The following is a 22004-nucleotide window of genomic DNA, read 5'->3' on the forward strand; positions in this document are numbered from 1 at the left end:
GCCCCTGGGGGCGGTCACGCTCCCAGGAACACCGGGTTCGTGAGCGCGGCGAACGGTCCCGGCAGGCCCGGGACGACCGGCGCGTGCCGGACCTCGGCCCGTACATATGCCGCGTACGCCGCCGTGGTCGACCACTCCGCCGTGCCCGCCCCCGAGGGCGGGAGCGGTGCGGAGGTGAACAGCGTCCCCTGGTCCGTCACGAAGTGCAGCGTGCAGCCCGGCGCCCCGGTCACTTCGAGACGTACGGTCACGGGTGCGTCCTTCTCCACCTCCAGCCGCTCGCCGATCCCCGCGTGCAGGCCGCGCCCGCCCGCCGCTCCGAAGGTCAGCGAGACCTTGGAGGACTCGGCGATGTACGAGTGGCCGGCGCGGATGCCCGCCTGGATCGCTTCCCGGGTGAGGTCGTCGGCGAGGACCACCGTCTGCGGTGTGCCGATCGCGTCGGGGTCCTTGTGGGCGTCGCTGTTGCCCATCGCCGGGGTCCAACCACGCCCTGAAACAAGGGTGTTGTCCCAGTCGGCGAGCGAGACCTCGTCGTCGACCGTGTAGGGGCCGTTCCAGACCTCCACCGCGTCCGCCTCGCCGAAGCCGAACTTCCAGTTGCAGCCGATGCAGGTGGCGTGCGGGTGTGCGGGGACCACCAGGCCGCCCGCCCGGCGCACCTCGCGGGCGAAGTGACCGAAGCGGTTGTCGCGGGCGCGATAGCGCCAGTCGACGAAGGTGCCGGGGTCGGTGCCGAGCGCGACCACGTGGCCGTTGCGGGTGGTGATCTCCTCGCCGGTGAGGATGAGGAGGTCGTCGCCCCACAGGCCCGCCCAGGCCCTGTGCCCCGAACTCGTGTTGTGCTCACTGGTGTTGATGAAGTCGAGGCCCGCCGCCCGTGCCAGCGCCGCGATCTGCGCGGGCGTCCGCTTGCCGTCGGAGTGGACGGAGTGGATGTGGCAGTCGCCCCGGTACCAGGCGCGGCCGCGGCCCCTGGCCCGCTCCGGCGGGTACACGGGGGCGGGGGTCGCGGGCGTCTTTCCGTAGCGGAGGGTGATCGTGACGGCGTACGGAAGGCCCTCGGGGGCCGTCGTGTACGGGCCCAGCGCGATGTGCCAGGTCCCGGCGCGCACCGGGCCAGCGAGGTAGCCGGGGGTCGCCTCGTCGCCCCGGATGAAGAACTCCGTGCGCGCGCCGCCCGACCAGCCCCGGAAGCCCCGGCCGCCCAGATCCGTGCCGCGCTCGTCGAAGATGCCGATGTCGAGCGCGTTGTTCTGGGTCCCGGCCGGGACGACCGCCTTCTCGTACGTGTACGAGACCGCCAGCTCCCGGACCCCGCGCGGGACGTCCACCGGCAGGTAGACGAAGTCGGGCGAACCGGGCGGCAGCGTCCCCCGCACGGTCCTGGTCTGCTCGCCGTCCGCGCTCGCGAAGCTCACGCTTCCCAACGTAAGCGCGGAGGCCGCACCCGTCACCAGCAGCCCGCGTCGTCCCAACGATCCGCTCGATCCGCTCGCTCCAGTCATGGGTCGCATGCTGGTATTGAGCCGTGAACCGGGCGGAAAGGGAAGGGAGTCGTCAGATGATGCCTGAGTGCATCAATCGCGTTTGCGGGAGCGGCTGATGGCGTACACGATCACGGCCGCGATGATGATCACGATCAGCAGGATGACGATCCAGCCGATGCCCGAGCTCTTCTTCTTCTTTTTCTTCTTCTTGAGCTTGTTGATGTGCTGCGCGGCGGCATCGGTGGTGGTCGTGGTGGCAGTGGTCCGGTGGGAGTCGCCGATGGCGGCCGACCGGTGCTGGACCTGGTTCTGGCTCTGGCTCTGCGTCACGCCGGTGCGTGCCACGGCGTACGAGGCGGCGGGTGCGCCCAGCACCAGACTCCCCGTGAGCACGAGGGTTGTGATGGCCTTGCGGGTGTGCACGATTCATTCCTCCCGTTGGTGGTGCCTCATGAGGAGCTGTTGGACTTCTTGACCGCGTAGACGATCAGGACGATCACGAGGACCGCGATCGCGATGAAGATCATCCAGCCGGACGACCCCCCGCTGCCGGTGCTGTGCGAGTGGTAGTGGTGGCGCGTTCTGTCCACGGCTGCGTACGCGGCCGCGGGCGCCCCCAGCACCATGCTCACTGCGAGCACGAGCCCCGACAGGGCTTTGCGGGTGTGCAAGGTGTTTCCTCCCGTTGGCTGTGCGGCCGATGGCTATCGGCATTTGGCAACCTACGGCGTACCCTCTGCCCGCCACCAGACACCCAGCAGAGGAGCCCGGGTCATGCGCATCGGCACCACGATCTTCCTCACGGACGAGACCATCACGCCCGTCCGCATCGCCCGAGCACTCGAAGAGCGCGGCTTCGACGGCCTCTACCTCCCCGAACACACCCACATCCCCGTCGAGCGGACGACGCCCTACCCCGGCTCCCCGGACGGGATCCTCCCCGCCGAATACGGCCGCACCCTGGACCCCTTCGTCGCCCTCGCCCAGGCCGCCGCGGTCACCCGGAACCTCACCCTCGGCACCGGCATCACGCTGGTCGCCGAGCACGACCCGATCGCCCTCGCCAAGCAGATCGCCACCCTCGACCACGTCTCCGGCGGCCGCTTCACCCTCGGCCTGGGCTACGGCTGGAACGTCGAGGAGGCCGCCGACCACGGAGTCGACTGGCGCAGTCGGCGTGACCTCACCAGGGACCGGATGGCGCTGATGCGGGCACTCTGGGCCGCCGAACCGACTGCGTACAAGGGGGAGTTCGGATCGGTGCGCGCCAGCCATGCCTACCCCAAGCCGGTCTCCGGCGGCGCCCCCCGCACCCTGATCGGCGGCGCGGCGGGCCCCAAGCTCTTCGCCCACATCGCCGAGTACGCGGACGGCTGGATGCCCATCGGCGGCCGCGGCCTCACCGAGTCGGTGCCGGTGCTGCGCCGGGTCTGGGAGGACGCGGGCCGCGACCCGGGCGCGCTCGAGATCGTCCCGTACGCGGTCCTCCCCAACCCCGGGAAGCTCGCGCACTACGCCTCGCTCGGCGTCGAGGAGGTCGTACTCCAGCTGCCGCCCGCCGGGGAGGCCGAGGTGCTGAAGACCCTCGACGACTTCGCTCGTATGCTCGACAAATGACGATCAGCGCTCAGCAGCCCGGACCCACGGCCAACGCCATGCGCCGCGCCCTCAGGCGCGCCAGGGACGGTGTCGCCCTCGACGTCACCGAAGCCGCAGTGCTCCTCCAGGCGCGCGGCACCGACCTGGACGACCTGACCGCTTCGGCGGCCCGGGTGCGCGACGCCGGGCTGGAGGCGGCGGGACGGCCCGGTGTCATCACGTACTCCAAGAGCGTCTTCATCCCCCTCACCCGCCTCTGCCGCGACAAGTGCCACTACTGCACCTTCGTCACCGTCCCCGGCAAGCTGCGGGCCGCCGGGCACGGGATGTTCATGTCGCCGGACGAGGTTCTCGACATCGCGCGGCGCGGTGCCGAAATGGGCTGCAAGGAAGCCCTGATCACCCTCGGCGACAAGCCGGAGGAGCGGTGGCCCGAGGCGCGCGAGTGGCTGGAGGCGGAGGGGTACGACGACACGATCGCCTACGTACGGGCCATGTCGATCCGCATCCTTGAGGAGACGGGGCTGCTCCCGCACCTCAACCCGGGGGTCCTGTCCTGGACGGACTTCCAGCGGCTCAAGCCGGTCGCCCCGTCGATGGGCATGATGCTGGAGACGACGGCGACGCGGCTCTGGTCCGAGCCGGGCGGCCCGCACTACGGCTCCCCGGACAAGGAACCGGCCGTACGGCTGCGGGTGCTGGAGGATGCGGGCCGCTCCTCCGTCCCCTTCACGAGCGGGCTGCTGATCGGGATCGGCGAGACGTACGAGGAGCGCGCGGACTCCCTCTTCGCGCTGCGCCGCGTCTCGCGCTCGTACCACGGCATCCAGGAACTGATCATCCAGAACTTCCGCGCCAAGCCGGACACGGCGATGCGCGGCATGCCCGACGCGGAACTCGACGACCTGGTGGCCACGGTCGCGGTAGCCCGCCACATCATGGGCCCGGCCGCCTGCCTCCAGGCCCCGCCGAATCTGGTCGCGGGGGAGTACGGGCGGCTCATCGGCGCGGGCATCGACGACTGGGGCGGGATTTCGCCGCTGACGATCGACCACGTGAACCCGGAGCGCCCGTGGCCGCAGATCGAGGAGCTGACGTCGAAATCGGCTGCCGCGGGCTTCGAGATGCGTGAACGCCTGTGCATCTACCCGGAGTTCGTGCAGCGCGGCGAGCCGTGGCTGGACCCGCGCCTGCTGCCGCACGTGCGGGCGCTGGCAGACCCGGCGGGGACCGGCCTGGCGAACGCATCGGCTCCGGTCCGGGGCCTGCCCTGGCAGGAACCGGACGAGGGCTTCACGAGCGCCGGCCGCACGGACCTGCACCAGACCATCGACACGACGGGCCGCACGTCGGACCGCCGTGAGGACTTCGACGAGGTGTACGGCGACTGGGAGGCCCTGCGCGAGCAGGCGGCGCCGGGCATGGTGCCGTCACGTATCGACGCGGACGTGAAGGAAGCGCTGTCCCAGGCGGCGGCGGACCCGACGAAGCTGACGGACGCCCAGGCGCTCGCACTGCTCCACGCGGACGGCCCGGCGCTCGACGAACTCTGCCGTATCGCGGACGAGTTGAGGCGGGACGTGGTGGGTGACGACGTCACGTACATCGTCACCCGCAACATCAACTTCACCAATGTCTGCTACACCGGCTGCCGCTTCTGCGCCTTCGCCCAGCGCCGTACGGACGCCGACGCCTACACCTTGTCTCTCTCGCAGGTCGCCGACCGCGCCGAACAGGCCTGGGACGTCGGTGCGGTCGAGGTCTGCATGCAGGGAGGCATCCACCCGGACCTCCCCGGGACGGCGTACTTCGACATCGCACGGGCGGTGCGCGAACGCGTCCCGGACATGCACGTCCACGCGTTCTCCCCGATGGAGGTCGTCAACGGCGCGACCCGCACCGGAATGTCCATCCGCGAGTGGCTGACGGAGGCGAAGGCGGCGGGCCTGGGCTCGATTCCGGGGACGGCGGCGGAGATCCTGGACGACGAGGTCCGCTGGATCCTGACGAAGGGCAAGCTCCCCACGGCCGACTGGATCGACGTGGTGAAGACCGCGCACTCCCTGGGCATCCGCTCCTCCTCCACGATGATGTACGGCCACGTGGACCAGCCCCGCCACTGGCTGGGCCACTTCCGCACGCTGGCGCGGATCCAGCAGGAGACCGGCGGCTTCACGGAGTTCGTGACGCTCCCCTTCATCCACACCAACGCCCCGGTCTACCTGGCCGGCATCGCCCGCCCCGGCCCGACCGACCGCGACAACCGCGCGGTGACGGCCATGGCGAGGCTCCTCCTGCACCCGTGGATCCCCAACATCCAGACGAGCTGGGTGAAGCTCGGCACGGAGGGCGCGGCGGAGATGCTGCGCTCGGGCGCGAACGACCTGGGCGGCACGCTGATGGAGGAGACGATCTCGCGCATGGCGGGCTCGTCGTACGGCTCGTACAAGTCCGTGCAGGACCTCATCGCGGTGGCCGAGGCGGCAGGCCGCCCCGCCCGGCCGCGCACCACCCTGTACGGCGAGGTCCCCGAGGAGCGGATCGCGGCGGCGCGGGCCTCCGACGGCCACCTCCCCGAGCTCCTCCCGGTGCTGGGCGACTGACGGTGAAACTGCCGGTCAGGGTCCACGAAGTCGCGCTGGGCGCGGCCCGGTTCAAAGTCATCAGGCCGGCGCGCCCGCTGCGGCACGCCGTCCTGACGGACCGCGACCACTACCTCAACGCGTCCCTGGACGCCGAGGCGGCGCAGCACATCGGCGCCCTGTGGACCCTGGCCGCGACCTCGCCGCGCACCCTGATCCACATCCCGCTGCGTACGAACCAACCCCCGCCCGACGAGCTGGAATGGCCTGGGGCACGCCGGCTCGACCTCGTACTCCTGCACCATTCCCTGCAGTTCGCGCCGTCGCGCTGGAAAGAGGTACGCGCCCGCCTCGGCCAGGGCCGCCCACAGACGGTGGACCTGCCGAAGGCGCCTCCCGCGTCCGAGCCCGAGATCGACTACGACGCCAGGCATCACCGCGAGAACCGGGACCTCTTCCACCAGCACGTCCACGCCGAGACGCTGTTCATGACCGGCAGCGCGAAGGTGTTCGGCGAGACGGCCCGCCATTTCCTGGACGTGGCCAGAGAGGGGCCGGGCCAGGCCATCCGGCATCCGTCGTCCCCGCACTACTGCAGGCAGTTCCACTGGAATGACGGCACCCTGGGCGGCGACGCGCGCGAGCTCCACATCGAGTACTGCGACCAGTGGCGCGCTCAGGCGGACCTGCGGTAGGTCCCCGGTGCGATGCCGAACTCCCGCTTGAAGGCCTTGGCGAAGGCGAACTCCGTGGCGTAACCGGCCTGTTCGGCGACGACCCGCAGGGGCAGGTCATCCTCGCGCAGGAGCTTCCCCGCCTTGGTCATCCGCCACCACGTCAGATAGGTGAGAGGCGGCATCCCCACCGTGGCCGCGAACCGCCGGGCGAAGGCGGCGCGGGACGAGCCCGACTCCGCCCCCAACTCCGCGACGGTCCAGGGATGTTCGGGCCGTTCATGCATGGCTTGAAGCGCATGCGCCACTCCCGGGTCGCGCAGTGCGGCCGACCAGCTGGTGGGGTGCATCCCGTCGCCGGGCCGCTCGCGCAGCCACCAGGCGCGCAGGATGTACAGCAGCATGGTGTCGAGAAGTGCCGCGGTGATGGTGTCGGATCCGGGCTGTGGCGAGTCGAGTTCGGCTCCGAGCAGTTCGACGACGGCGCGCAGCGCGGGGTGGGCGCCGACGCGTGCGGGCAGGTGTACGACGTCGGGCAGGTCGGCGAGCAGGGGGTGTGCCCGGGACCGGTCGAAGCGGTAGGCGCCGCACAGGGTGACCGCGTCGGGGGCGGGGCCCGTGGTGCGGCGGGGCGGAGCGGCGGGCCAGGAGCCGTCGGCCAGCGGACCGAAGTCCTCGATCTCGGCCCCCAGTTCACCCACGAGCACATGCCCGCGCCCATGCGCGAGGAAGACGACGTCCCCGGGCCCGAGCGCGACGGGAGCCCTGTCCTCGCACGTCTCCCCGGGAAGGAGCCAGGCGGTTCCGCGCAGGATCACATGGAATCCGGCCCCGTCGACGGCACCGAACCGGAAGCCCCAGGGCGCGTACTTGTCACGGAGCGCGGAGTGCGGCCGCCCCAGGCGCATGGCGGCGATGGCATCGCTGAGTACGTCCATGTCCGAACGGTAGCGCGAAGCGCGATACATCGAGACGGACGGACATGAATCGAGGACGGTGAGGCATGGAGCGTCCACACACCCGCGCCTAGCGTTTCTCCCATGACGAAGACCACGACGACGACAGCGAAGATTCCCGCCCGCGCAGTGCGCTTCGACGAGATCGGAGGCCCGGAGGTCCTGAAGATCGAGGACGTCCTCCTGCCGGCACCCGCCCCCACTGAACTCCTCATCAGGGTCCAGGCGTTGGGCCTGAACCGCGCCGAAGCCCTCTTCCGGTCCGGCGCGTACTACTACCCGGCCGCCCTCCCCGGCTCCCGCCTCGGCTACGAGGCGGCAGGCGTGGTGGAGGCGGTGGGCGCGGAGGTCACCGCGTTCGCCCCCGGCGACCTGGTGATGACGGGTCCCGGCATCGAGATGAGCGCCCAGGGCGTGTACGGCGACCGCGTGGTCCTCCCGGAGAGCGCGGTGGTCGCCCGCCCCGCCACGGTGGACGCGATCACCGGGGCGGCGGCCTGGCTGACGTACTCGACGGCGTACGGCGCACTCCTCGAAACGGCGGGCATCAGGCCCGGCGACCACGTGGTGATCACGGGGGCGTCGAGCGGCGTGGGCACGGCCGCGCTCCAGGTGGCCCGCCGCATCGGCGCGATCCCCATCGCCACGACCCGCACGACGGCCAAGCGCCGCCAACTCCTCGAAGCAGGAGCGGAACACGTCCTGGTGGAGGAGGAGTCGGACCCGGCAAAGGAGACACTCCGCATCACCGGCGGCAAGGGGGCGGACATCCTCTTCGACGCGATCGGCGGCCCCGACCTCCCGGCCCGCGCGGCAGGCCTCAAGGAGGGCGCCACGATCGTCCTCTACGGCTGGCTGGACCCCCGCCCGATCGCGCTGCCCATGTCCTGGCCCCAGACGATCCACACGTACAACAACGTGGCCTTCAGCGCCCGACCCGCATACCGCCGCCGCTTCGACGCTTTCCTCCACGCGGGCCTGCGCGACGGAAGCCTCCGCCCCGTGATCGCGGAGGTCTTCGAAGGCCTGGACCGCATCCAGGACGCCCACCGCCTGATGGAGACGAACACGCACACGGGCAAGATCGTGGTCCGCGTGGCGGACTGACCGCGTCCTGCGCGGAGATGGCTTGAACGTGTTCAAATTCCCTGGCAGTATGACCGCGCGGAGGTCGCCCGGCGGGCGGGCCGCGTTCAGGTTCGGTGTCTCAGGGGGGAACTGTGAGGGGGAGCCGGCCTTTTGAGCGGATGCTGCCGATGTCGATTGCGGTGCTGTTCGTCGAGGAGTTGCTCGCGCTGATCGCGATCCTCGTCTACCAGCAGACGCAGGAGTCCCCGAACGTCGGCGGCAACTATGCGCTCGGCGTGATCCTCGTGCCGTTTGTCGGGGCGGCTGGCGCTCTCGTGGCGGCGGTGGTGTCGCTGGTCCTCGTCCTGCCCACGGTACGGCTGGGGGATGTGCTGGGGAGACGGTTCGGCGGGCGGGAGGCGTGGTGGTGGGTGCCGGTGGTGGCGGCCGGATTCTCCCTCGTGCTCCTCGCGGGCCGGGTCGCGGCGGTGGGCCCCTTGGGTGCACGTGCGACCGTCGCGTGGTGGCTGACGGCCACCGCCGCGCTCGCCGTTCCCGCCCTGGCCTGTCGATCGCGCATGCGGAGAATCTTCGCCCCGGTGGCGCGGTGGGGCATGTTGGCGGCGGTTGTCGCCGTCGTGCTCGGCGTTTTCGGAACCTCCACGGGTGTATTCAAGGTGTATCGCCCGCCGGCTCTGTCGCGGGCGGCCCTCGTCGGCACCTGGTCCGACGGGAAGGGCGGGACGCTGACCTTCGCCGCGGACGGCACGGTCTCGGCCTCCGGCGTCGATGCGTACACGGTCGACGACGAGTTCGAGGACGTGGTGAACGACTGCACCGGCGCGGGCACTTGGACGTACAGGCCGGGGAAGAGCACCTGGAGCCAGCAGATCGAAGTCGATCTCCCGGAAGCGGGCTGCTCGTGGGCTGATTGGAACGTGGGAGGAGCCGAGGGCAGGGCCACGCTGTACCAGTACATCGGCGACCCGGACTCCTGGGATCTGTATGTGCTGAAGAAGCTCGCGTCACCCGTGTGAGGGATGGCGGCGCAGCGAGTTTCGAAGTACTTTCGAAGTCATGAGCACCGACCCTGTGGCTGCAGTTCCTGACTCCGTGAACTTCTCCGAACTGGTCAACAAGAACAAGCAGACGCTGGCACGGCTCAAGAAGTCGCAGCGGTTGCTGTTGCACCGGAGGGACGGTGAGGACCTGGTGCTCACGACTGCCGCCCGGGCCGAACAGGACCGCACGGTGGTCTCGGCCGCGACGCGCATGCTGGCCGCGATGGCGCGGCGGGAGCCCGGCAGTACGGACCTGCTCCTGGATGTACTGCCGGACGCGTTTCCCTGGGTGCGGTTCCTGCCCGAGCCCGATGTGCACGCTTTCGCGGTCGAGCTGGTGGACACGATGCGCGCGGCCGAGTCCATCGCCAACAACGCCTCCGTGGCCCAACTCCTCACCGCATGGCAGCACACGGCAGAGGTCCACTCGGATCCCGAGCTTCTGGCCGCACTCACGACGGACCACGATGCGGACTATGGCCCGGTGCCGAACCCCATGGACATCGCATGACGCCGAGTCGGGGTGACCGGGCGGCTCCGCCCGTGACACCTGCTGGATCACCTGGGCAGGTACGGGTCACCCCCGGGCCACGGACCGTCCGTGAGAAGTCAGCCGACCAGCAACTCCCGCTGGAGTGAATGCAGTTCGCGGGCGTCCACGCCGACGGCCTTCTTCAGGTACGTGCCGAACGTGCCGTACTTCTCGGCCACCTCGTCGAAGCCCGAGTTGAGGTACTCGGGCCGTACGTCCAGCATCGGCTTGTAGATCGCGGCCTGCGCCGCCGGCATCGAAGCCAGGGCCGCCGCGTTGGCCGCCGCGCGGTAGTCGTTCGACGCCAGGTAGTCGGACATCACCGTCGTGCGGGGGACTCCGAGTGCCGTCAGCAGAGCCGCGTTCGACCAGCCCGTACGGTCCTTTCCCGCCGTGCAGTGGAAGACCACCGCGCGCGTGGGCGAGGCCTGGGAGATGCCGCCCAGCACGGACGTGTACGCCGCCCGGGCCGTCGCGCCGCTCACCATGAACTTCTCGCCGTCCGCCATCATCTGCGCCGCCGCTTCGGCCGACGTCGGCATCGTGGTCGTCATCGACGAGCCCGCCAGGACGTCCGCCACCACACCCTTCGCTCCCTGCGGCAGCCTGTCGGGGGCCGTCGCGCGCTCGGACTCCGTGCGCAGGTCGAAGACCGTGGCGATGTGCAGCCTGTGCAGCTTCGCCAGGTCGGTGGGGGTGAGGTTGTTCAGGGCGTCCGAGCGGTAGACCTCGCCCATCTTCACCCAGTGGCCGTCAGTGGTCCGATAGCCTCCCGCGTCACGGAAGTTGACCGCCGCGTCGAGCTTCACCAGGCGGTCGGCCAGGTGCAGCGAGCCGCCCCGCTCCGGCACCAGGTCGAACCACTGGCGGTCGGCCGCCGGCAGCCCCCTTACGGTGACCTGCCCCGTTCCGGCGCCGCCCGCCACCACACGCCCGTTGGCGCGGATCGCGACCTTCCGTATGCCGGGGGCCTGCCAGGCGACGGTGTACGAACCGTCGTTGTGCGCCGTCACCTCGGCCGTGGTGAAGGGGATCGTGTGGTGGGACGGGCGGGGGTGCGCGGACGCCGCAGGGGCGCTGACCGCCACCGCCAGGGCCGCGGCCAGCAGATATGCGGGGGTCTTGATTCGCTTCATGGGGCGGATGTTTCGCTCCCCACACGAACCGGCGGTGAACTCCGGTCGAAGGTGGACTGAAGTGCATCGGTTCAGCTGTCGATCACGCCTGTCCCGGGCGCGCGGGGGCTGGCAGACTGGTATACCGGTTTCGACGGGGGAGAGGTGGGGCTGATGGGTCCCGGGCGGCCGTCCATGCAGGACCTGATCCGACGCCGCAGGCACGCGGGGTTCGTCGGACGGCGTGACGAACTCGGGGCGTACCGCGCCAACTTCGGTATCCCGCCCGAGGACGAGCGCCACCGCTTCCTCTACCACGTGCACGGCACAGCGGGCGTCGGCAAGACGTCCCTCGTGCGCCGCCTGGAGGACTCCGCCCGCGAGCACGGGGCGCTCGTCGCGTACGTCGACGAGGCGGTCAACAGCATTCCCGAGGCGATGGCCGCGATCAGCGCCCAGTTCGCCCAGCAGGGCCATGTGTTCAAGGCCCTCGACAGGATGCTCGCCACCTACCGGCAGCGGCGCCACGAGGCGGAGTCGGCCGTCGTGGCCCCCGAGCCGGGGGTGCAGCCGCCGTCGGCGGGATCGATGATCGCCTCCCAGGCGGGGCTCTTCACTCTGCGCATGGTGCCGGTGGTCGGAGGGGTCGTCGCCGATGCGATGGATCCGGCCCAACTGGCCCAGGGGGCCGACCGGTTGAGGGCCGCCCTCAGCTCGCGGCTGCGCAACCAGGATGATGTGCAGCTGGTGATGGACCCGCTGCAGGCGCTGACCCCCGTCCTCGTGCGGGAGCTGTGCGAGGCGGCCGAGGCCGCCCCCTGGATCGCGCTCTTCTTCGACACGTACGAACGCACGGGCCCGCTCCTCGACAACTGGCTCCGCGACCTGCTCACCAGCGACCGCTACGGCGAGCTGCCCGCCGCCACGGTGGTCACCCTCGCAGGTCAGGGCAGCCTGGACGCCCGCTGCTGGGCCGACTTCGCGGAGTTCGTCGAGGAGTTCCCGCTGGAGCGCTTCACCGCGGCGGAGGCCCGCAGCCTGCTGGCCGGCAAGGGCATCACCGACGAACGCGTGGTGGAGGTCATCCTGCGCCTCTCCGGCCGCCTCCCCGTCCTGGTCAGCGCGCTCGCCGAGAACCGGCCCACGGATCCCGGCGCGGTCGGCGACCCCAGCGGCACGGCGGTCGAGCGTTTCCTGAAGTGGGAGGCCGACCCGGTGCGCAGGTCGGCAGCCCTGGCGGGCGCGCTCCCGCGCGAGCTGAACGACGACGTCTTCAGGGTGGCGGTCGAAGCGCGCGCCACCGAACTCTTCGCCTGGCTGCGGGAGTTGCCGTTCGTACGCGACCGGGCGGGCCGCGCCCAGTACCACGACGTCGTACGCACGGCCATGCTGCGCCTGCAGCGCACGAACTCGCCGCAGCGCTGGAACGAGGCGCACACCCGGCTCGCCGAGGCGTACGCCGGGTGGCGGGAGGCCGCGGGTGCGGGCATGAAGCCGGCGGAGCAGTGGTCGGACGACACCTGGAACGCACTGCGCAGGGAGGAGGACTATCACCTGCTCTGCGCCGGGTCGCGGGCCGCGCTGCCCGGGGTGCTGCGCGATCTGGCCGACGCCTGCGACTGCGGGCTGACCGTCGCCCGCGCCTGGGTGCAGATGCTGCTGGCCGCGGGCGAGGACACGGACGATGCGGATCTGGCCGTCTGGGCCGGTGAGTGCCGCACGGCCCTCGCGGACGAGTCCGACGACGAGTCCGACGAGCAGGGGATCGTCCGGGTCCTGACCCTCGTACTCACCCGTGCCGAACTGGACCGTGCGGGAAGGGTGTTGACCCTCATGGTGCGCGGGAGGGAACTGCGTGAGCTCGGCGAGACCGACCGGGCCCTCCGTGACTACGACGCGGCGCTGGCCCTGTCGCCGGACGAGTCCCGCGCCCATTTCGGCCGCGCCATGACCCGTAAGCGCATGCGTGACCTGGCGGGTGCGCTGCCCGATTTCGACCGGGCTGTCGAACTGGGCCCCGACACCGAGTGGTTCTTCGCTGAACGGGGCGATCTGCACTGGCAGGCGGACCGCAACGAGGCCGCGATCGCGGACCTCGACCGGGCGCTGGAACTGGAGCCGGACACCGCCTGGTCGCTCGCGATCCGGGGCGCGGCCAAGGACGACCTGGGCCGCAAGGAAGACGCTCTGGCCGATCTGGACCGGTCGCTGGAAGTGGATCCGGACTATGTGTGGGCGCTGGTCCGCAGGTCCGATATCCGGCTCGCCCTCGACGACAACGACGGCTGCCTGGCCGATCTCGACCGGGCGTTCGCACTGTCGCCCGACAGCAAGTGGGTCGCTTCCGAACGCGGGGACACCTACCGGATTCTCGGCCGGTACGAAGAGGCGCTGGTGGAGCTGGACCGGGCGCTCGCGCTCGATCCGCAGTACGCACCCGTCCTCGCGGCCAGGGGCGTGTCCCTGCACAAGCTCGGCCGTCCGACCGAGGCCCTGGACAGCCTGGACCGCGCCGTGGAACTGGCCCCGGATTACGCATGGGCCAGGGCCCGCCGTGTCGACGTGCGGTTGCGCCACGGAGTCGGCGGCCACAGCGCGGACGCCGTCTTCGAGGCGGTGCTCGCGGATCTCGCCCGGTGCGTCGAGACGGGTTACAGCCCGGGTTGGGCACTGGGCCTCCGGGCGGAGGTCCATCTGCTCCGCGGTCGCCCCGCCGACGTACTGGCCGACTACGAGACGGCTCCGCCGGAGGTCAGGACGGACGACATCTGGGCCGACAACCTGAGTGACGCGTACCGGCAGTTGGGCCAGTTCGACCGGGCGCGGGAGTGCGCGGAGCTGCTCCGCGCCGACGACCCGATCGAGGCGGACGGGCGTCTGGCGATGCTGACGTCCCGCATGCTCGGTACGGCGGAGGCCGCCCCGCTGTGGCGCCGGGTGCTGGCGTACGGCGACGAGGTCGAACCGACGTCGGCGATCGCGGTGCACTGCGCGCTCGGCGACTGGGCCACCGCGGACGCCGGCCTCGCCGACTATCCAGTGGCCGAGATCTCCTGGCAGGACAGGGCCACGCTCGTGTACTACCTGCGGGAGATGAGCGGACATCGGGGCGCGGACCCGACCCGGTTCGAGCTGCGCCTGCGGCGGGCGCAGGAAATCATGGACGCCCGCTAGAACGTCGGCCGGGGTCAAATCCACCGTCGTAGGCGATCATTCGCAAAACGAACGCGCCCTTATTCCATCAGACATGGTCGATTAAAGTGCTCCGTCATGAGCGCATCACCCATTGCCACCGCCACGCCTCTCTGGGGCAGGGCCGAGCAACAGGACTTCCGCAGCCGCGTTCGCGGGTGTCTGATCGGTGGTGCGGTCGGTGACGCGCTCGGCGCCCCGCTCGCGGCGCTCGACGCCGACGCGATCCGCGAGGCCCACGGCGCCGAGGGCCCGGCCGACCTGCTCCCCGCGTACGGCAGACGCGGTGCGGTCACCTCCGTCACCCAGCAGACCCTCTTCACCGTCGACGGCCTCATACGGGCCCAGGTCCGCCGCGACACCGGCGCCTGGCACCCGCCCACCGACGTCCACCGCGCCCACCTGCGCTGGGCGGCGACCCAGAGCGACTGGGGCCCCGACGAGCGCCGCAAGGACGACGGCTGGCTGGCGCGCGAGGAGTGGCTGTACGCACGCCGCGACCCGTCCCGGGTCTGCCTCATCGGCCTCGGCGACGAGACCATGGGCACCCTGGACACCCCCAAGAACCCGGCCGCACGCGACGCCGCAGCCCTCGCCCGCTCGGCGCCCTTCGGTCTCCTCGTCGGCTGGGACCCGGGCCTGGTCTTCCAACTGGCCGTCGAATGCGCCACCCAGACCCACGGCCACCCCACCGGCTATCTCAGCGCCGGTGCGTACGCCGTCATCGTGCACGCCCTCGCCCGCTCCGAGACCCTCGACGCCGCCGTCCAGCGCGCCCTGGCGCAGCTCGCCGCCCGCCCGGGCCACCAGCCCGTCACCGAGGCGCTCCAGCACGCGCTGGGCGCCGTACGACAGGGCATGCCGAACCAGGAGCGCGTCGCATCGCTGGGCGACGCCGAGGTGGCCGAGGAGGCCCTGGCGATCGGCGTGTACTGCGCGCTGGTCGGCGAGGACGTACGGCACGGCCTGGGCCTGGCCGTGAACCACGGCGGCCCCTCCGCCGCCACGGGCGCGATCTGCGGCTCCCTGCTGGGCGCCCTGCACGGCGAGACGGCCCTGCCCCCGGCCTGGCTGTCCGAACTGGAGGGCCGCGCCACGATCCTGGAACTGGCCGACGACTTCGCCATGGAAATGACCCAGGGCCCCGCACTGCACGGCCCGGCAGCCTCCGCACCGGGCTGGCTCCAGCGCTACCCCAGGGGCTGAACTTCCCGCCGCCACCGGCCCGCACGCCCGCTGTCCGGGGTCAGCAGGCCGTCCCCTCCGCATGTCCCCTCGCCCGGGACGGCGTGAGGCGACAGGTTCGAGGCCATGACCGCACCCCGGATCATCACCGTCCCGCTGCTCACCCTGGCCTTCGCCGGCATCGGCCTCGGCATCGGCGCCGGTTCCGCCACCGCGGCCGAGCCGTTCCCGCAGGACCGCTCGGCGTCGGCGGTGCCCTTCGGCGCCCCGTTCAGCAACGACCCGTTCTACACCGACTTCTACGCGAACGCGCAGGGCGCCCAGGAGCGCGCGGCGGAGACCCCCGCGACCCCCGCCGAGCAGGCCGCCGCATGGTGGGCCGCCTTCACCAAGGCCGCCGCGCAGCCCGCCCCCCAGGACACCGGCTGGTTCGCGTACGCCCCGCTCTGCACCGAGACCCCGGCCTGCCCGGCCGAAGAGGTCCCGGGTGGCGGCCTGGTCGACAACGCCGCCACCGCGGACACTTCGGTCCTCTGACGCAGCACGCAGCACCGCCCGTACGCCAAGGAGCCCGCCACCTCGACAGAGGCGGCGGGCTCCTTCACGTACAAAGGCCAGAAGCTAACTGCCCGCCCCCTCGCGCCCCAGCACCTTCCCATCCCCCGCCTCCGCGGGAGCCGGCACGCCGGCCGCCGCCGCAGCAGGCGCGAACGGCCCGTCGTCGTCGGAGTTGATCGTGGCGATGATCGCGTCGCGCTCCGGGGTGTCCTCCGGCTTGATGAAGCCGATGAGGATGTAGAGCACCAGCGAGATCGCCAGCGGCAGCGCGACCTGGTACTGCAGCGCGACGTCCGTCTTGGCCGAACCGTCGAAGTTGTAGTTGGTGAAGAAGAACGCCAGCAGACCCGCGGCCCAGCTGGTGAGCGCCGCCGTCGGCCCCGACTTACGGAACTGCCGCAGCAGCCCCAGCATGAACGGGATCGCGATCGGCCCCATCAGACCGGCCACCCACTTGATGACGACGGTGATGATGTCCTTGAACGTGGGCGAGTTGATCTGGGTGGCGAGCGCCATCGACAGCCCCAGGAAGGACAGCGTGGACAGGCGCGCCGCCAGCAGTCCGGCCCGCGTCGACCACTCGCGCGCCGTCTTGGAGAAGGCGGGCGCGATGTCCCGGGTGAAGACGGCGGAGATGGCGTTGGCGTCGGACGAGCACATGGCCATCGTGTGCGAGAAGAACCCGACGACGACCAGACCCAGCAGCCCGTGCGGCAGCAGCTGCTCGGTCATCAGCGCGTACGAGTCGGACGCGTCAGGCTTCTTCGCCTGGACGAGCAGCGGCGCGACCCACATCGGGAAGAACAGCACGGCGGGCCAGACCAGCCACAGGATCGCCGAGAGACGGGCCGAACGCGTGGCGTCCCGCGCGCTGGTCGTCGCCATGTAGCGCTGGGCCTGGTTCCACATGCCGCCGTTGTACTCGAAGGTCTTGATGAAGAGGTATGCGATGAGGAAGGTCATCGTGTACGGGCCGGCCGTCGGGTGCGTGTGCCCGCTGGGCAGCTTGTCCCAGACGGTCCACAGCGACGAGAACCCGCCGAGCTTGCTCATCGCGGTGACCAGCATGGCGATACCGGCGAGCAGCTGGATGATGAACTGCCCCAGCTCGGTGAGCGCATCCGCCCAGAGCCCGCCGACCGTGCAGTAGACGGCCGTGATGGCGCCGGTGATGAAGATGCCCTGGGTGATGGTGATGCCGGTGAACACCGAGAGCAGCGTGGCGATGGCCGCCCACTTGGCGCCGACGTCCACGATCTTCAGGAGCAGCCCCGACCAGGCGAGCGCCTGCTGGGTCTGGATGTTGTAGCGGTTCTTGAGGTACTCGAGCGGCGAGGCGACGTGCAGCTTCGAGCGCAGCCGGTTGAGCCGGGGCGCGAAGAGCTTGGCGCCGATGCCGATGCCGATGGCGATCGGCAGCGACCAGGTCACGAAGGACGTGACGCCGAAGGTGTACGCGATGCCGGCGTAGCCGGTGAACATCACCGCGCTGTAGCCGGACATGTGGTGCGAGATGCCCGCGAGCCACCACGGCATCTTGCCGCCGGCCGTGAAGAAGTCGGAAACGTTGTCCACACGCTTGTGGGACCAGACACCGATCGCGATCATCACGCCGAAGTAAGCGATGAGCACGACCCAGTCGAGACTGTTCACTGTGCCCCCTTCCGGGGTCCGCCTGCTGAACGATGGACGCACTTCGTCAATACGTCATCCGGGCGGTTGCCCCCGTGCGGGAGTGGGGACGTCAGGGATTGAACCCTCTGTTCGGAGGGTCGGTCAAGACCCTCGGCGATCACAGATATGAACGCAGATCACAAAGCAGAACGATTTTACTTGCTCTTGACCTTGACCCTGGTTGCCCTTGGGGTGACGCGGGCCACACCATGAGCGGGCACTTCGTCAGACGCACAGCGGTAACCGCAACGAAACGACCGCCCGGGATGCGGGTCCCGAGCGGCCGAAGCGAGGAGAGTTCCAACTGTCCCAACTGTCAGACTTAACGCATCAGTTCACCCGCGTTCACCAGCAGCGACTGCCCGGTGATCGCCCTCGCCCGGTCGGAGGCCAGGAAGGTGCAGGCCTCCGCCACATCCCCGTCCGTGGCCAGCTCGGGCAGCGCCATCCGCTGAGTGAGCCGGCTCATGACCTCGTCCTCGGGCACACCCTCGGTGTGCGCCGTGAACTGTATGAAGGCCTGCACCGGCGGACCCCACATCCAGCCGGGCAGCACCGTGTTCACCCGGATCCGGTGCGGCCCCAGCTCGCGCGCCAGGGAGTACATCGCCGAGGTGAGCGCCCCCTTGGACGCCGCGTACGCCGCCTGGTGCACCTCTGACGGTGCGGCCACCGCCGACTGCGTTCCTACGATGACGACCGAGCCGCCCCGCTCCTTGAGCCCCGGCAGACAGGCTCGCGTCATCCGCAGCGTGCCGAGCAGATTGACGTCGACGACGCCCTTCCAGGTCTCGAAGTCCGCGTCCTGCAGCCCGCCGAAGTAGCTGTCCCAGGCCGCGACATGGACCACCGCGTCGATCCCGCCGAACCGCTCGACGGCCAGCGCCGCGAGCGCCTCGCACTGCTCCTCGTCGGTGATGTCGGTGGAGCGGTACGCCGCGTGCGCGCCCTCCGGGTCGATCTCGGCGGCGGCCTTGGCGAGGACCGACTCGGTGCGCGCACCGAGGACGGCGTTGCCCCCGTCCCGTACGACGGCCGCGGCGATCTGATGGCCGAGCCCGGCCCCGACGCCCGACACGATGACGGTCTTGTCTGCGAGGAGCATTCGGTCGCCTCCCGGCTATGGCAGTTCTCCTGACGGACCGTCAGAGTAGGGCCGTCCCGAGGAGGAAGGAAGGGAAGCGACGTGAGCGAAGAGACCCGCAGCGAGGTGTACGCGGAACTGGCAGCGGTCGGGCCCTACGGGGTGCACCCCGGCCATGCGCTGATCACCATGGTCGAGCCGCACCCGGGCCACGAGTACGCGTACAACCGCTGGTACGAGGACGACCACTACTACGCCGGCGCGATGGCGATGCCCTGGATGGCCTCCGGGCGCCGCTGGGTCGCCACCCGCGAGCTCCAGGAGCTGCGCTACCCGGAGAAGTCGGCGGTCGCGCAGCCGGTCGGCGCGGGCTGCTACATCTCCACGTACTGGGTGACCGAAGGGCGCTACGACGACCACATGAAGTGGACCGTCGGCATCAACAAGAGGCTGAACAGGGACGGTCGGGTCTATCAGGACCGCACGCACGTCTTCACGGCCTTCCAGGACCACGAGGCGACCGTCTACCGGGACGGGGCGGCGGGGCCGCGGGACTTCCATGCGCTGGACCACCCGTACAAGGGCCTGGTCCTGGAGGTCGTCGACGCGGAAGGGCCGGAGCAGCGGGGCGAGTTGCTGGAGTGGCTGCGCTCCCGGCATCTGCCGGAGCGGCTCGCGGGCGGACCCGCGGCGATGGTGGTGATCTTCCGGCCGACGCCGCTGCCGGGGGACCGGATGACGTATGTGAAGCAGGTCGAGGGGGTCGACACCCGCCTGACGCTGCTCTGGTTCCTGGAGCAGGATCCGCACGAGGTCTGGGACGAGCACTTCACGGGACTGGGTGAAGTGGTCGCTGCCTCAGGTCTGGGTCGGGTGGAATTGGTCGCTCCGTTCATCCCGACCATTCCGGGGACGGACCGCTATGTGGATCGGTTGAGGTAGCCCGGGAATGGGCCGAGCCCCCTCGGCCGGGACGGCGATCCAGTCGAGAGGGCTCTTCTTCATGGTGCGGTGGTGCTCAATTGTGTTGATCAGGCGGGGCGGGCCACTTCGGTCACGAAAGCGTTCCACGACGTAGAGGTGAAGGTGATCGAGGGACCTTCCGAGATCTTCGAGTCCCGTACGGCAATGGCCTTCATGATCGGGGACTTGACCTCTACGCATGCGCCGTTCCCCGCAGAATAGGAGGACTTGATCCACATTTCCTGTGCACCCTGGTGAATTGCCATGTCTGCTCCGGTCTAGCCAGTGGTTCGATGACGCCAGCGTTCTTGATGGCGTGATCGACGCTACTCGCCAACGACCCGGCGTGCGGGGCGCGTTCACTCGGTCGGATGGCATATACCAGGGGGGTCTTCCGCCGGAGTACGGACAGGGTGTACCTTTCCCCCCTTCCCGTAATCTCAGCGGGCGAAATCCTTGGCTACGCCCGAAATGAACTGACGTGTCTCATCCGCATTGAGTGCCTGCGCGCGGAGATGCTCGTACATCACGCTGTAGCGCTGAACATCCTGCGCTTTTTCCAGATAGAGATCACTGGTGACGCCCTCGATGTAGACGACGCTCGAATCGCCGGCGTCGGGGAACTCGAGAATCGCGTACTGCCCGGTGACTCCCGGGTGCGCGCCCGAGGAGAACGGCATCACCTGCACGGTCACATGCGGCAGTTGGGACCACTCGACCAGATACTCCAGCTGCTCGATCATCAGCTGCTTGTCGCCGACGCAACGCCGCAGCGCCGCCTCGTCGAGCACGGCCCACAGCCGCAGCGGGCTGTCGGCGGTCTGGATGCGGTCCTGGCGGCGCAGCCGCACCTGGACGCGCTTCTCGATGTCGGTCGTCGAGGTCTCGGGCATCGCGCCGGTGATGAGCGCCTCCGCGTACCCGCGGGTCTGCAGCAGGCCGGGCAGGACCTGGGACTCGTAGACGCGGATGGAGGCGGCGTCCGTCTCCAGACCGATGTAGACGCTGTACGGAATGTCCCCGAAGGCGTGCCACCAGCCCTGCTGGCGCGAGTCCTTGGCCATCTGCATCAGCGAGTCGACGATCCGGTGGTCCTCGACCTCGTAGACCCCGCAGAGATCGCGGACGTCACGCTGGGAGATCGAACGACGGCCGTTCTCGAGACGGCTGATCTTCGACTGGGAGACGAGGAGACGGTCGGCAACCTGCTCGGCCGTCATGTTCTTCTGCTCGCGGAGCTTGCGGAGCTCCTGGCCCAGTCGGCGGCGCCTGACAGTGGGGTTGACGTTGGACGCCACGGAACTGCACCTCCGGCATTGAACTGCGTACTAGCTGCATTAACTCTCAGCAGACTGCCACCAACTGAGCGTGTTGCGCTGAGGAAAGCCCAGAAAATGAGCGCGCGGGGCCAGTTGGACTGGCCCCGCGCGCTCTTGGTGCGGCTCCCGAACCGGGTCTTGGGGACGTCGGTGCGGCGGTTTCCGGTGGTGCGTGTGTGGCTAGTGCGCCGCGACACGGGCCATGGACCCGCGGTGCGACTGCTGCTGCGTCTGCATCGGACCGCCCGGTGCGGGCGCAGCTGGTCGGCGCGGCTGTACGGCCACACCGTTCTGGACGTCCATCACGGCGTGCGCCACGAGACCGCCCATGGGGTCGTGCCTGATCAAGTCCCTTAGCCGGGAGCGTGATGAGCGCCCCTCGTTGCCGGGATACAGGTGCTTGCCGAGCCCCACTGCGTGAGCGAGCGCGGCGAGCGCCGCGGTCCGCGGGTCCGGCGGTACGCCGGTGCGGATCGCACTGTCCAGCCGGGCACGGATGTCCCTGCTGATTGCCGTGTCCGTCGCTTGGTAGCGAGTCGTCGGCAGCACTCCGCACATCTGGCCCGCCACGGCATGCACCATGCCGCACCGCTCCAGATGAGCGAGGTAAATCTGACGAAGCCCCAATCGGGGTCCGCCTATCCAGTGAACTGCCCGAACCGGGCTGCCGCGCCTGCGCAGCAGTTCCAGTGCGGAGTCCAGTGTCGGATCTCCTGTCGGCCGTGCCATCACCACGGCGATACGATCCCCGTCAGGGGCTATCCGTCCTGCCAGAGCCAGCTCCACTAGCTGAGCTCCGGCGAGGCCGAGGTCGAGCGACTGCGGCTGCGCTGTGGTACCCGTGGCCGGGTCCAGAGCGAGCAGTAGAAGCTCTTCCGGAATCGATCTGCGGCTCCTGCCCATCCATGCCTCCCCGCGTGGATGAATGACAGGGTGACCCCTCTCACATTGG

Annotated in this window: 20 protein-coding genes; 10 read left to right on the forward strand and 10 right to left on the reverse strand. The window is 70.1% G+C overall.

Annotation, left to right across the window (positions count from 1 at the left end; translation table 11 throughout):
- Nucleotides 1-14 precede the first annotated feature (14 nt).
- The 3 genes from AB0H78_RS13765 to AB0H78_RS13775 form a co-directional block, all read right to left on the reverse strand.
- Nucleotides 15-1508, reverse strand: coding sequence for a CehA/McbA family metallohydrolase (locus AB0H78_RS13765; protein WP_363234545.1), 1494 nt, complete (start codon nucleotides 1506-1508; stop codon nucleotides 15-17).
- Between the two features lie 72 nt (nucleotides 1509-1580).
- Entirely contained in the window at nucleotides 1581-1913 is a 333-nt protein-coding gene (locus AB0H78_RS13770) for a hypothetical protein (protein WP_363234546.1), read from the reverse strand.
- A 26-nt stretch (nucleotides 1914-1939) separates the two neighbouring features.
- Nucleotides 1940-2161: a hypothetical protein gene (locus AB0H78_RS13775; RefSeq protein WP_363234547.1), complete on the reverse strand. Its 222-nt coding sequence runs from the start codon at nucleotides 2159-2161 to the stop codon at nucleotides 1940-1942.
- Nucleotides 2162-2264: 103 nt separating this feature from the next.
- Between AB0H78_RS13775 and AB0H78_RS13780 the strand changes: the two genes are divergently transcribed.
- Genes AB0H78_RS13780 through AB0H78_RS13790 form a run of 3 tightly spaced genes read left to right on the forward strand, consistent with a single transcriptional unit; the run spans nucleotide 2265 to nucleotide 6366 of the window.
- Complete coding sequence (locus tag AB0H78_RS13780) at nucleotides 2265-3107, forward strand: LLM class F420-dependent oxidoreductase (protein WP_363234548.1); 843 nt, start codon at nucleotides 2265-2267, stop codon at nucleotides 3105-3107.
- Entirely contained in the window at nucleotides 3104-5692 is a 2589-nt protein-coding gene (locus AB0H78_RS13785) for a bifunctional FO biosynthesis protein CofGH (RefSeq protein WP_363234549.1), read from the forward strand. Before AB0H78_RS13780 ends, AB0H78_RS13785 begins: the two co-directional genes overlap by 4 nt.
- Nucleotides 5693-5694: 2 nt before the next feature.
- The gene (locus AB0H78_RS13790) at nucleotides 5695-6366 is read left to right on the forward strand and encodes a hypothetical protein (protein ID WP_363234550.1); all 672 of its coding nucleotides are present in this window, start codon (nucleotides 5695-5697) and stop codon (nucleotides 6364-6366) included.
- Here AB0H78_RS13790 and AB0H78_RS13795 read toward each other — a convergent pair.
- Complete coding sequence (locus AB0H78_RS13795; RefSeq protein ID WP_363234551.1) at nucleotides 6348-7283, reverse strand: AraC family transcriptional regulator; 936 nt, start codon at nucleotides 7281-7283, stop codon at nucleotides 6348-6350. The two genes, AB0H78_RS13790 and AB0H78_RS13795, sit on opposite strands and share 19 nt — an antisense overlap.
- Nucleotides 7284-7385: 102 nt before the next feature.
- Between AB0H78_RS13795 and AB0H78_RS13800 the strand changes: the two genes are divergently transcribed.
- The 3 genes from AB0H78_RS13800 (at nucleotide 7386) to AB0H78_RS13810 (ending at nucleotide 9941) form a co-directional block, all read left to right on the forward strand.
- On the forward strand, nucleotides 7386-8408 hold the full coding sequence (locus AB0H78_RS13800; protein ID WP_363234552.1) for a zinc-dependent alcohol dehydrogenase family protein: 1023 nt from the start codon (nucleotides 7386-7388) through the stop codon (nucleotides 8406-8408).
- Between the two features lie 149 nt (nucleotides 8409-8557).
- A complete protein-coding gene (locus tag AB0H78_RS13805; RefSeq protein WP_363234553.1) occupies nucleotides 8558-9406 on the forward strand; it encodes a hypothetical protein in 849 nt (282 codons plus the stop codon).
- Between the two features lie 40 nt (nucleotides 9407-9446).
- Nucleotides 9447-9941, forward strand: a complete 495-nt coding sequence (locus AB0H78_RS13810; protein WP_363234554.1) for a hypothetical protein — start codon at nucleotides 9447-9449, stop codon at nucleotides 9939-9941.
- 98 nt (nucleotides 9942-10039) lie between these two features.
- Here the strand turns inward: AB0H78_RS13810 and AB0H78_RS13815 are convergent, their stop codons facing one another.
- Nucleotides 10040-11098: a tyrosine-protein phosphatase gene (locus AB0H78_RS13815; protein ID WP_363234555.1), complete on the reverse strand. Its 1059-nt coding sequence runs from the start codon at nucleotides 11096-11098 to the stop codon at nucleotides 10040-10042.
- Nucleotides 11099-11272: 174 nt separating this feature from the next.
- Here AB0H78_RS13815 and AB0H78_RS13820 point away from each other — a divergent pair, with 174 nt between their 5' ends.
- The 3 genes from AB0H78_RS13820 to AB0H78_RS13830 all read left to right on the forward strand — a co-directional run bounded on the left by AB0H78_RS13820 (nucleotide 11273) and on the right by AB0H78_RS13830 (nucleotide 15991).
- On the forward strand, nucleotides 11273-14251 hold the full coding sequence (locus AB0H78_RS13820; protein ID WP_363234557.1) for a tetratricopeptide repeat protein: 2979 nt from the start codon (nucleotides 11273-11275) through the stop codon (nucleotides 14249-14251).
- A gap of 111 nt (nucleotides 14252-14362) precedes the next feature.
- On the forward strand, nucleotides 14363-15475 hold the full coding sequence (locus tag AB0H78_RS13825) for an ADP-ribosylglycohydrolase family protein (RefSeq protein WP_363234682.1): 1113 nt from the start codon (nucleotides 14363-14365) through the stop codon (nucleotides 15473-15475).
- 105 nt (nucleotides 15476-15580) lie between these two features.
- Nucleotides 15581-15991, forward strand: a complete 411-nt coding sequence (locus AB0H78_RS13830; RefSeq protein WP_363234558.1) for a hypothetical protein — start codon at nucleotides 15581-15583, stop codon at nucleotides 15989-15991.
- 84 nt (nucleotides 15992-16075) lie between these two features.
- Here the strand turns inward: AB0H78_RS13830 and AB0H78_RS13835 are convergent, their stop codons facing one another.
- On the reverse strand, nucleotides 16076-17665 hold the full coding sequence (locus AB0H78_RS13835; protein WP_363234559.1) for a sodium:solute symporter family protein: 1590 nt from the start codon (nucleotides 17663-17665) through the stop codon (nucleotides 16076-16078).
- A gap of 343 nt (nucleotides 17666-18008) precedes the next feature.
- Nucleotides 18009-18791 carry an SDR family oxidoreductase gene (locus AB0H78_RS13840; RefSeq protein WP_363234560.1) on the reverse strand — a complete coding sequence of 261 codons (783 nt, stop codon included), beginning with the start codon at nucleotides 18789-18791 and terminating at the stop codon, nucleotides 18009-18011.
- A gap of 81 nt (nucleotides 18792-18872) precedes the next feature.
- Here AB0H78_RS13840 and AB0H78_RS13845 point away from each other — a divergent pair, with 81 nt between their 5' ends.
- Nucleotides 18873-19712, forward strand: coding sequence for a hypothetical protein (locus tag AB0H78_RS13845; protein ID WP_363234561.1), 840 nt, complete (start codon nucleotides 18873-18875; stop codon nucleotides 19710-19712).
- 89 nt (nucleotides 19713-19801) lie between these two features.
- On the opposite strand, the gene AB0H78_RS13850 is transcribed toward AB0H78_RS13845, so the two are convergent.
- The 3 genes from AB0H78_RS13850 to AB0H78_RS13860 form a co-directional block, all read right to left on the reverse strand.
- Nucleotides 19802-19999: a DUF397 domain-containing protein gene (locus tag AB0H78_RS13850; RefSeq protein ID WP_363234562.1), complete on the reverse strand. Its 198-nt coding sequence runs from the start codon at nucleotides 19997-19999 to the stop codon at nucleotides 19802-19804.
- A 174-nt stretch (nucleotides 20000-20173) separates the two neighbouring features.
- Nucleotides 20174-21031 carry a helix-turn-helix transcriptional regulator gene (locus AB0H78_RS13855; RefSeq protein WP_363234563.1) on the reverse strand — a complete coding sequence of 286 codons (858 nt, stop codon included), beginning with the start codon at nucleotides 21029-21031 and terminating at the stop codon, nucleotides 20174-20176.
- 201 nt (nucleotides 21032-21232) lie between these two features.
- Nucleotides 21233-21955: a GPP34 family phosphoprotein gene (locus tag AB0H78_RS13860; RefSeq protein WP_363234564.1), complete on the reverse strand. Its 723-nt coding sequence runs from the start codon at nucleotides 21953-21955 to the stop codon at nucleotides 21233-21235.
- Nucleotides 21956-22004: the final 49 nt, after the last annotated feature.

This window comes from Streptomyces sp. NPDC050738, assembly GCF_040654175.1.
Lineage (GTDB): Bacteria > Actinomycetota > Actinomycetes > Streptomycetales > Streptomycetaceae > Streptomyces.

Bases quoted from the DNA above. Each gene is read 5' to 3' on its own strand.
- AB0H78_RS13765 (WP_363234545.1), bottom strand. From the start codon at position 1,508: ATGACTGGAGCGAGCGGATCGAGCGGATCGTTGGGACGACGCGGGCTG.
- AB0H78_RS13860 (WP_363234564.1), bottom strand. From the start codon at position 21,955: ATGGGCAGGAGCCGCAGATCGATTCCGGAAGAGCTTCTACTGCTCGCT.
- AB0H78_RS13805 (WP_363234553.1), top strand. From the start codon at position 8,558: ATGTCGATTGCGGTGCTGTTCGTCGAGGAGTTGCTCGCGCTGATCGCG.
- AB0H78_RS13780 (WP_363234548.1), top strand. From the start codon at position 2,265: ATGCGCATCGGCACCACGATCTTCCTCACGGACGAGACCATCACGCCC.
- AB0H78_RS13820 (WP_363234557.1), top strand. From the start codon at position 11,273: ATGCAGGACCTGATCCGACGCCGCAGGCACGCGGGGTTCGTCGGACGG.
- AB0H78_RS13795 (WP_363234551.1), bottom strand. From the start codon at position 7,283: ATGGACGTACTCAGCGATGCCATCGCCGCCATGCGCCTGGGGCGGCCG.
- AB0H78_RS13785 (WP_363234549.1), top strand. From the start codon at position 3,104: ATGACGATCAGCGCTCAGCAGCCCGGACCCACGGCCAACGCCATGCGC.
- AB0H78_RS13815 (WP_363234555.1), bottom strand. From the start codon at position 11,098: ATGAAGCGAATCAAGACCCCCGCATATCTGCTGGCCGCGGCCCTGGCG.
- AB0H78_RS13810 (WP_363234554.1), top strand. From the start codon at position 9,447: ATGAGCACCGACCCTGTGGCTGCAGTTCCTGACTCCGTGAACTTCTCC.
- AB0H78_RS13850 (WP_363234562.1), bottom strand. From the start codon at position 19,999: ATGGCAATTCACCAGGGTGCACAGGAAATGTGGATCAAGTCCTCCTAT.
- AB0H78_RS13800 (WP_363234552.1), top strand. From the start codon at position 7,386: ATGACGAAGACCACGACGACGACAGCGAAGATTCCCGCCCGCGCAGTG.
- AB0H78_RS13830 (WP_363234558.1), top strand. From the start codon at position 15,581: ATGACCGCACCCCGGATCATCACCGTCCCGCTGCTCACCCTGGCCTTC.
- AB0H78_RS13840 (WP_363234560.1), bottom strand. From the start codon at position 18,791: ATGCTCCTCGCAGACAAGACCGTCATCGTGTCGGGCGTCGGGGCCGGG.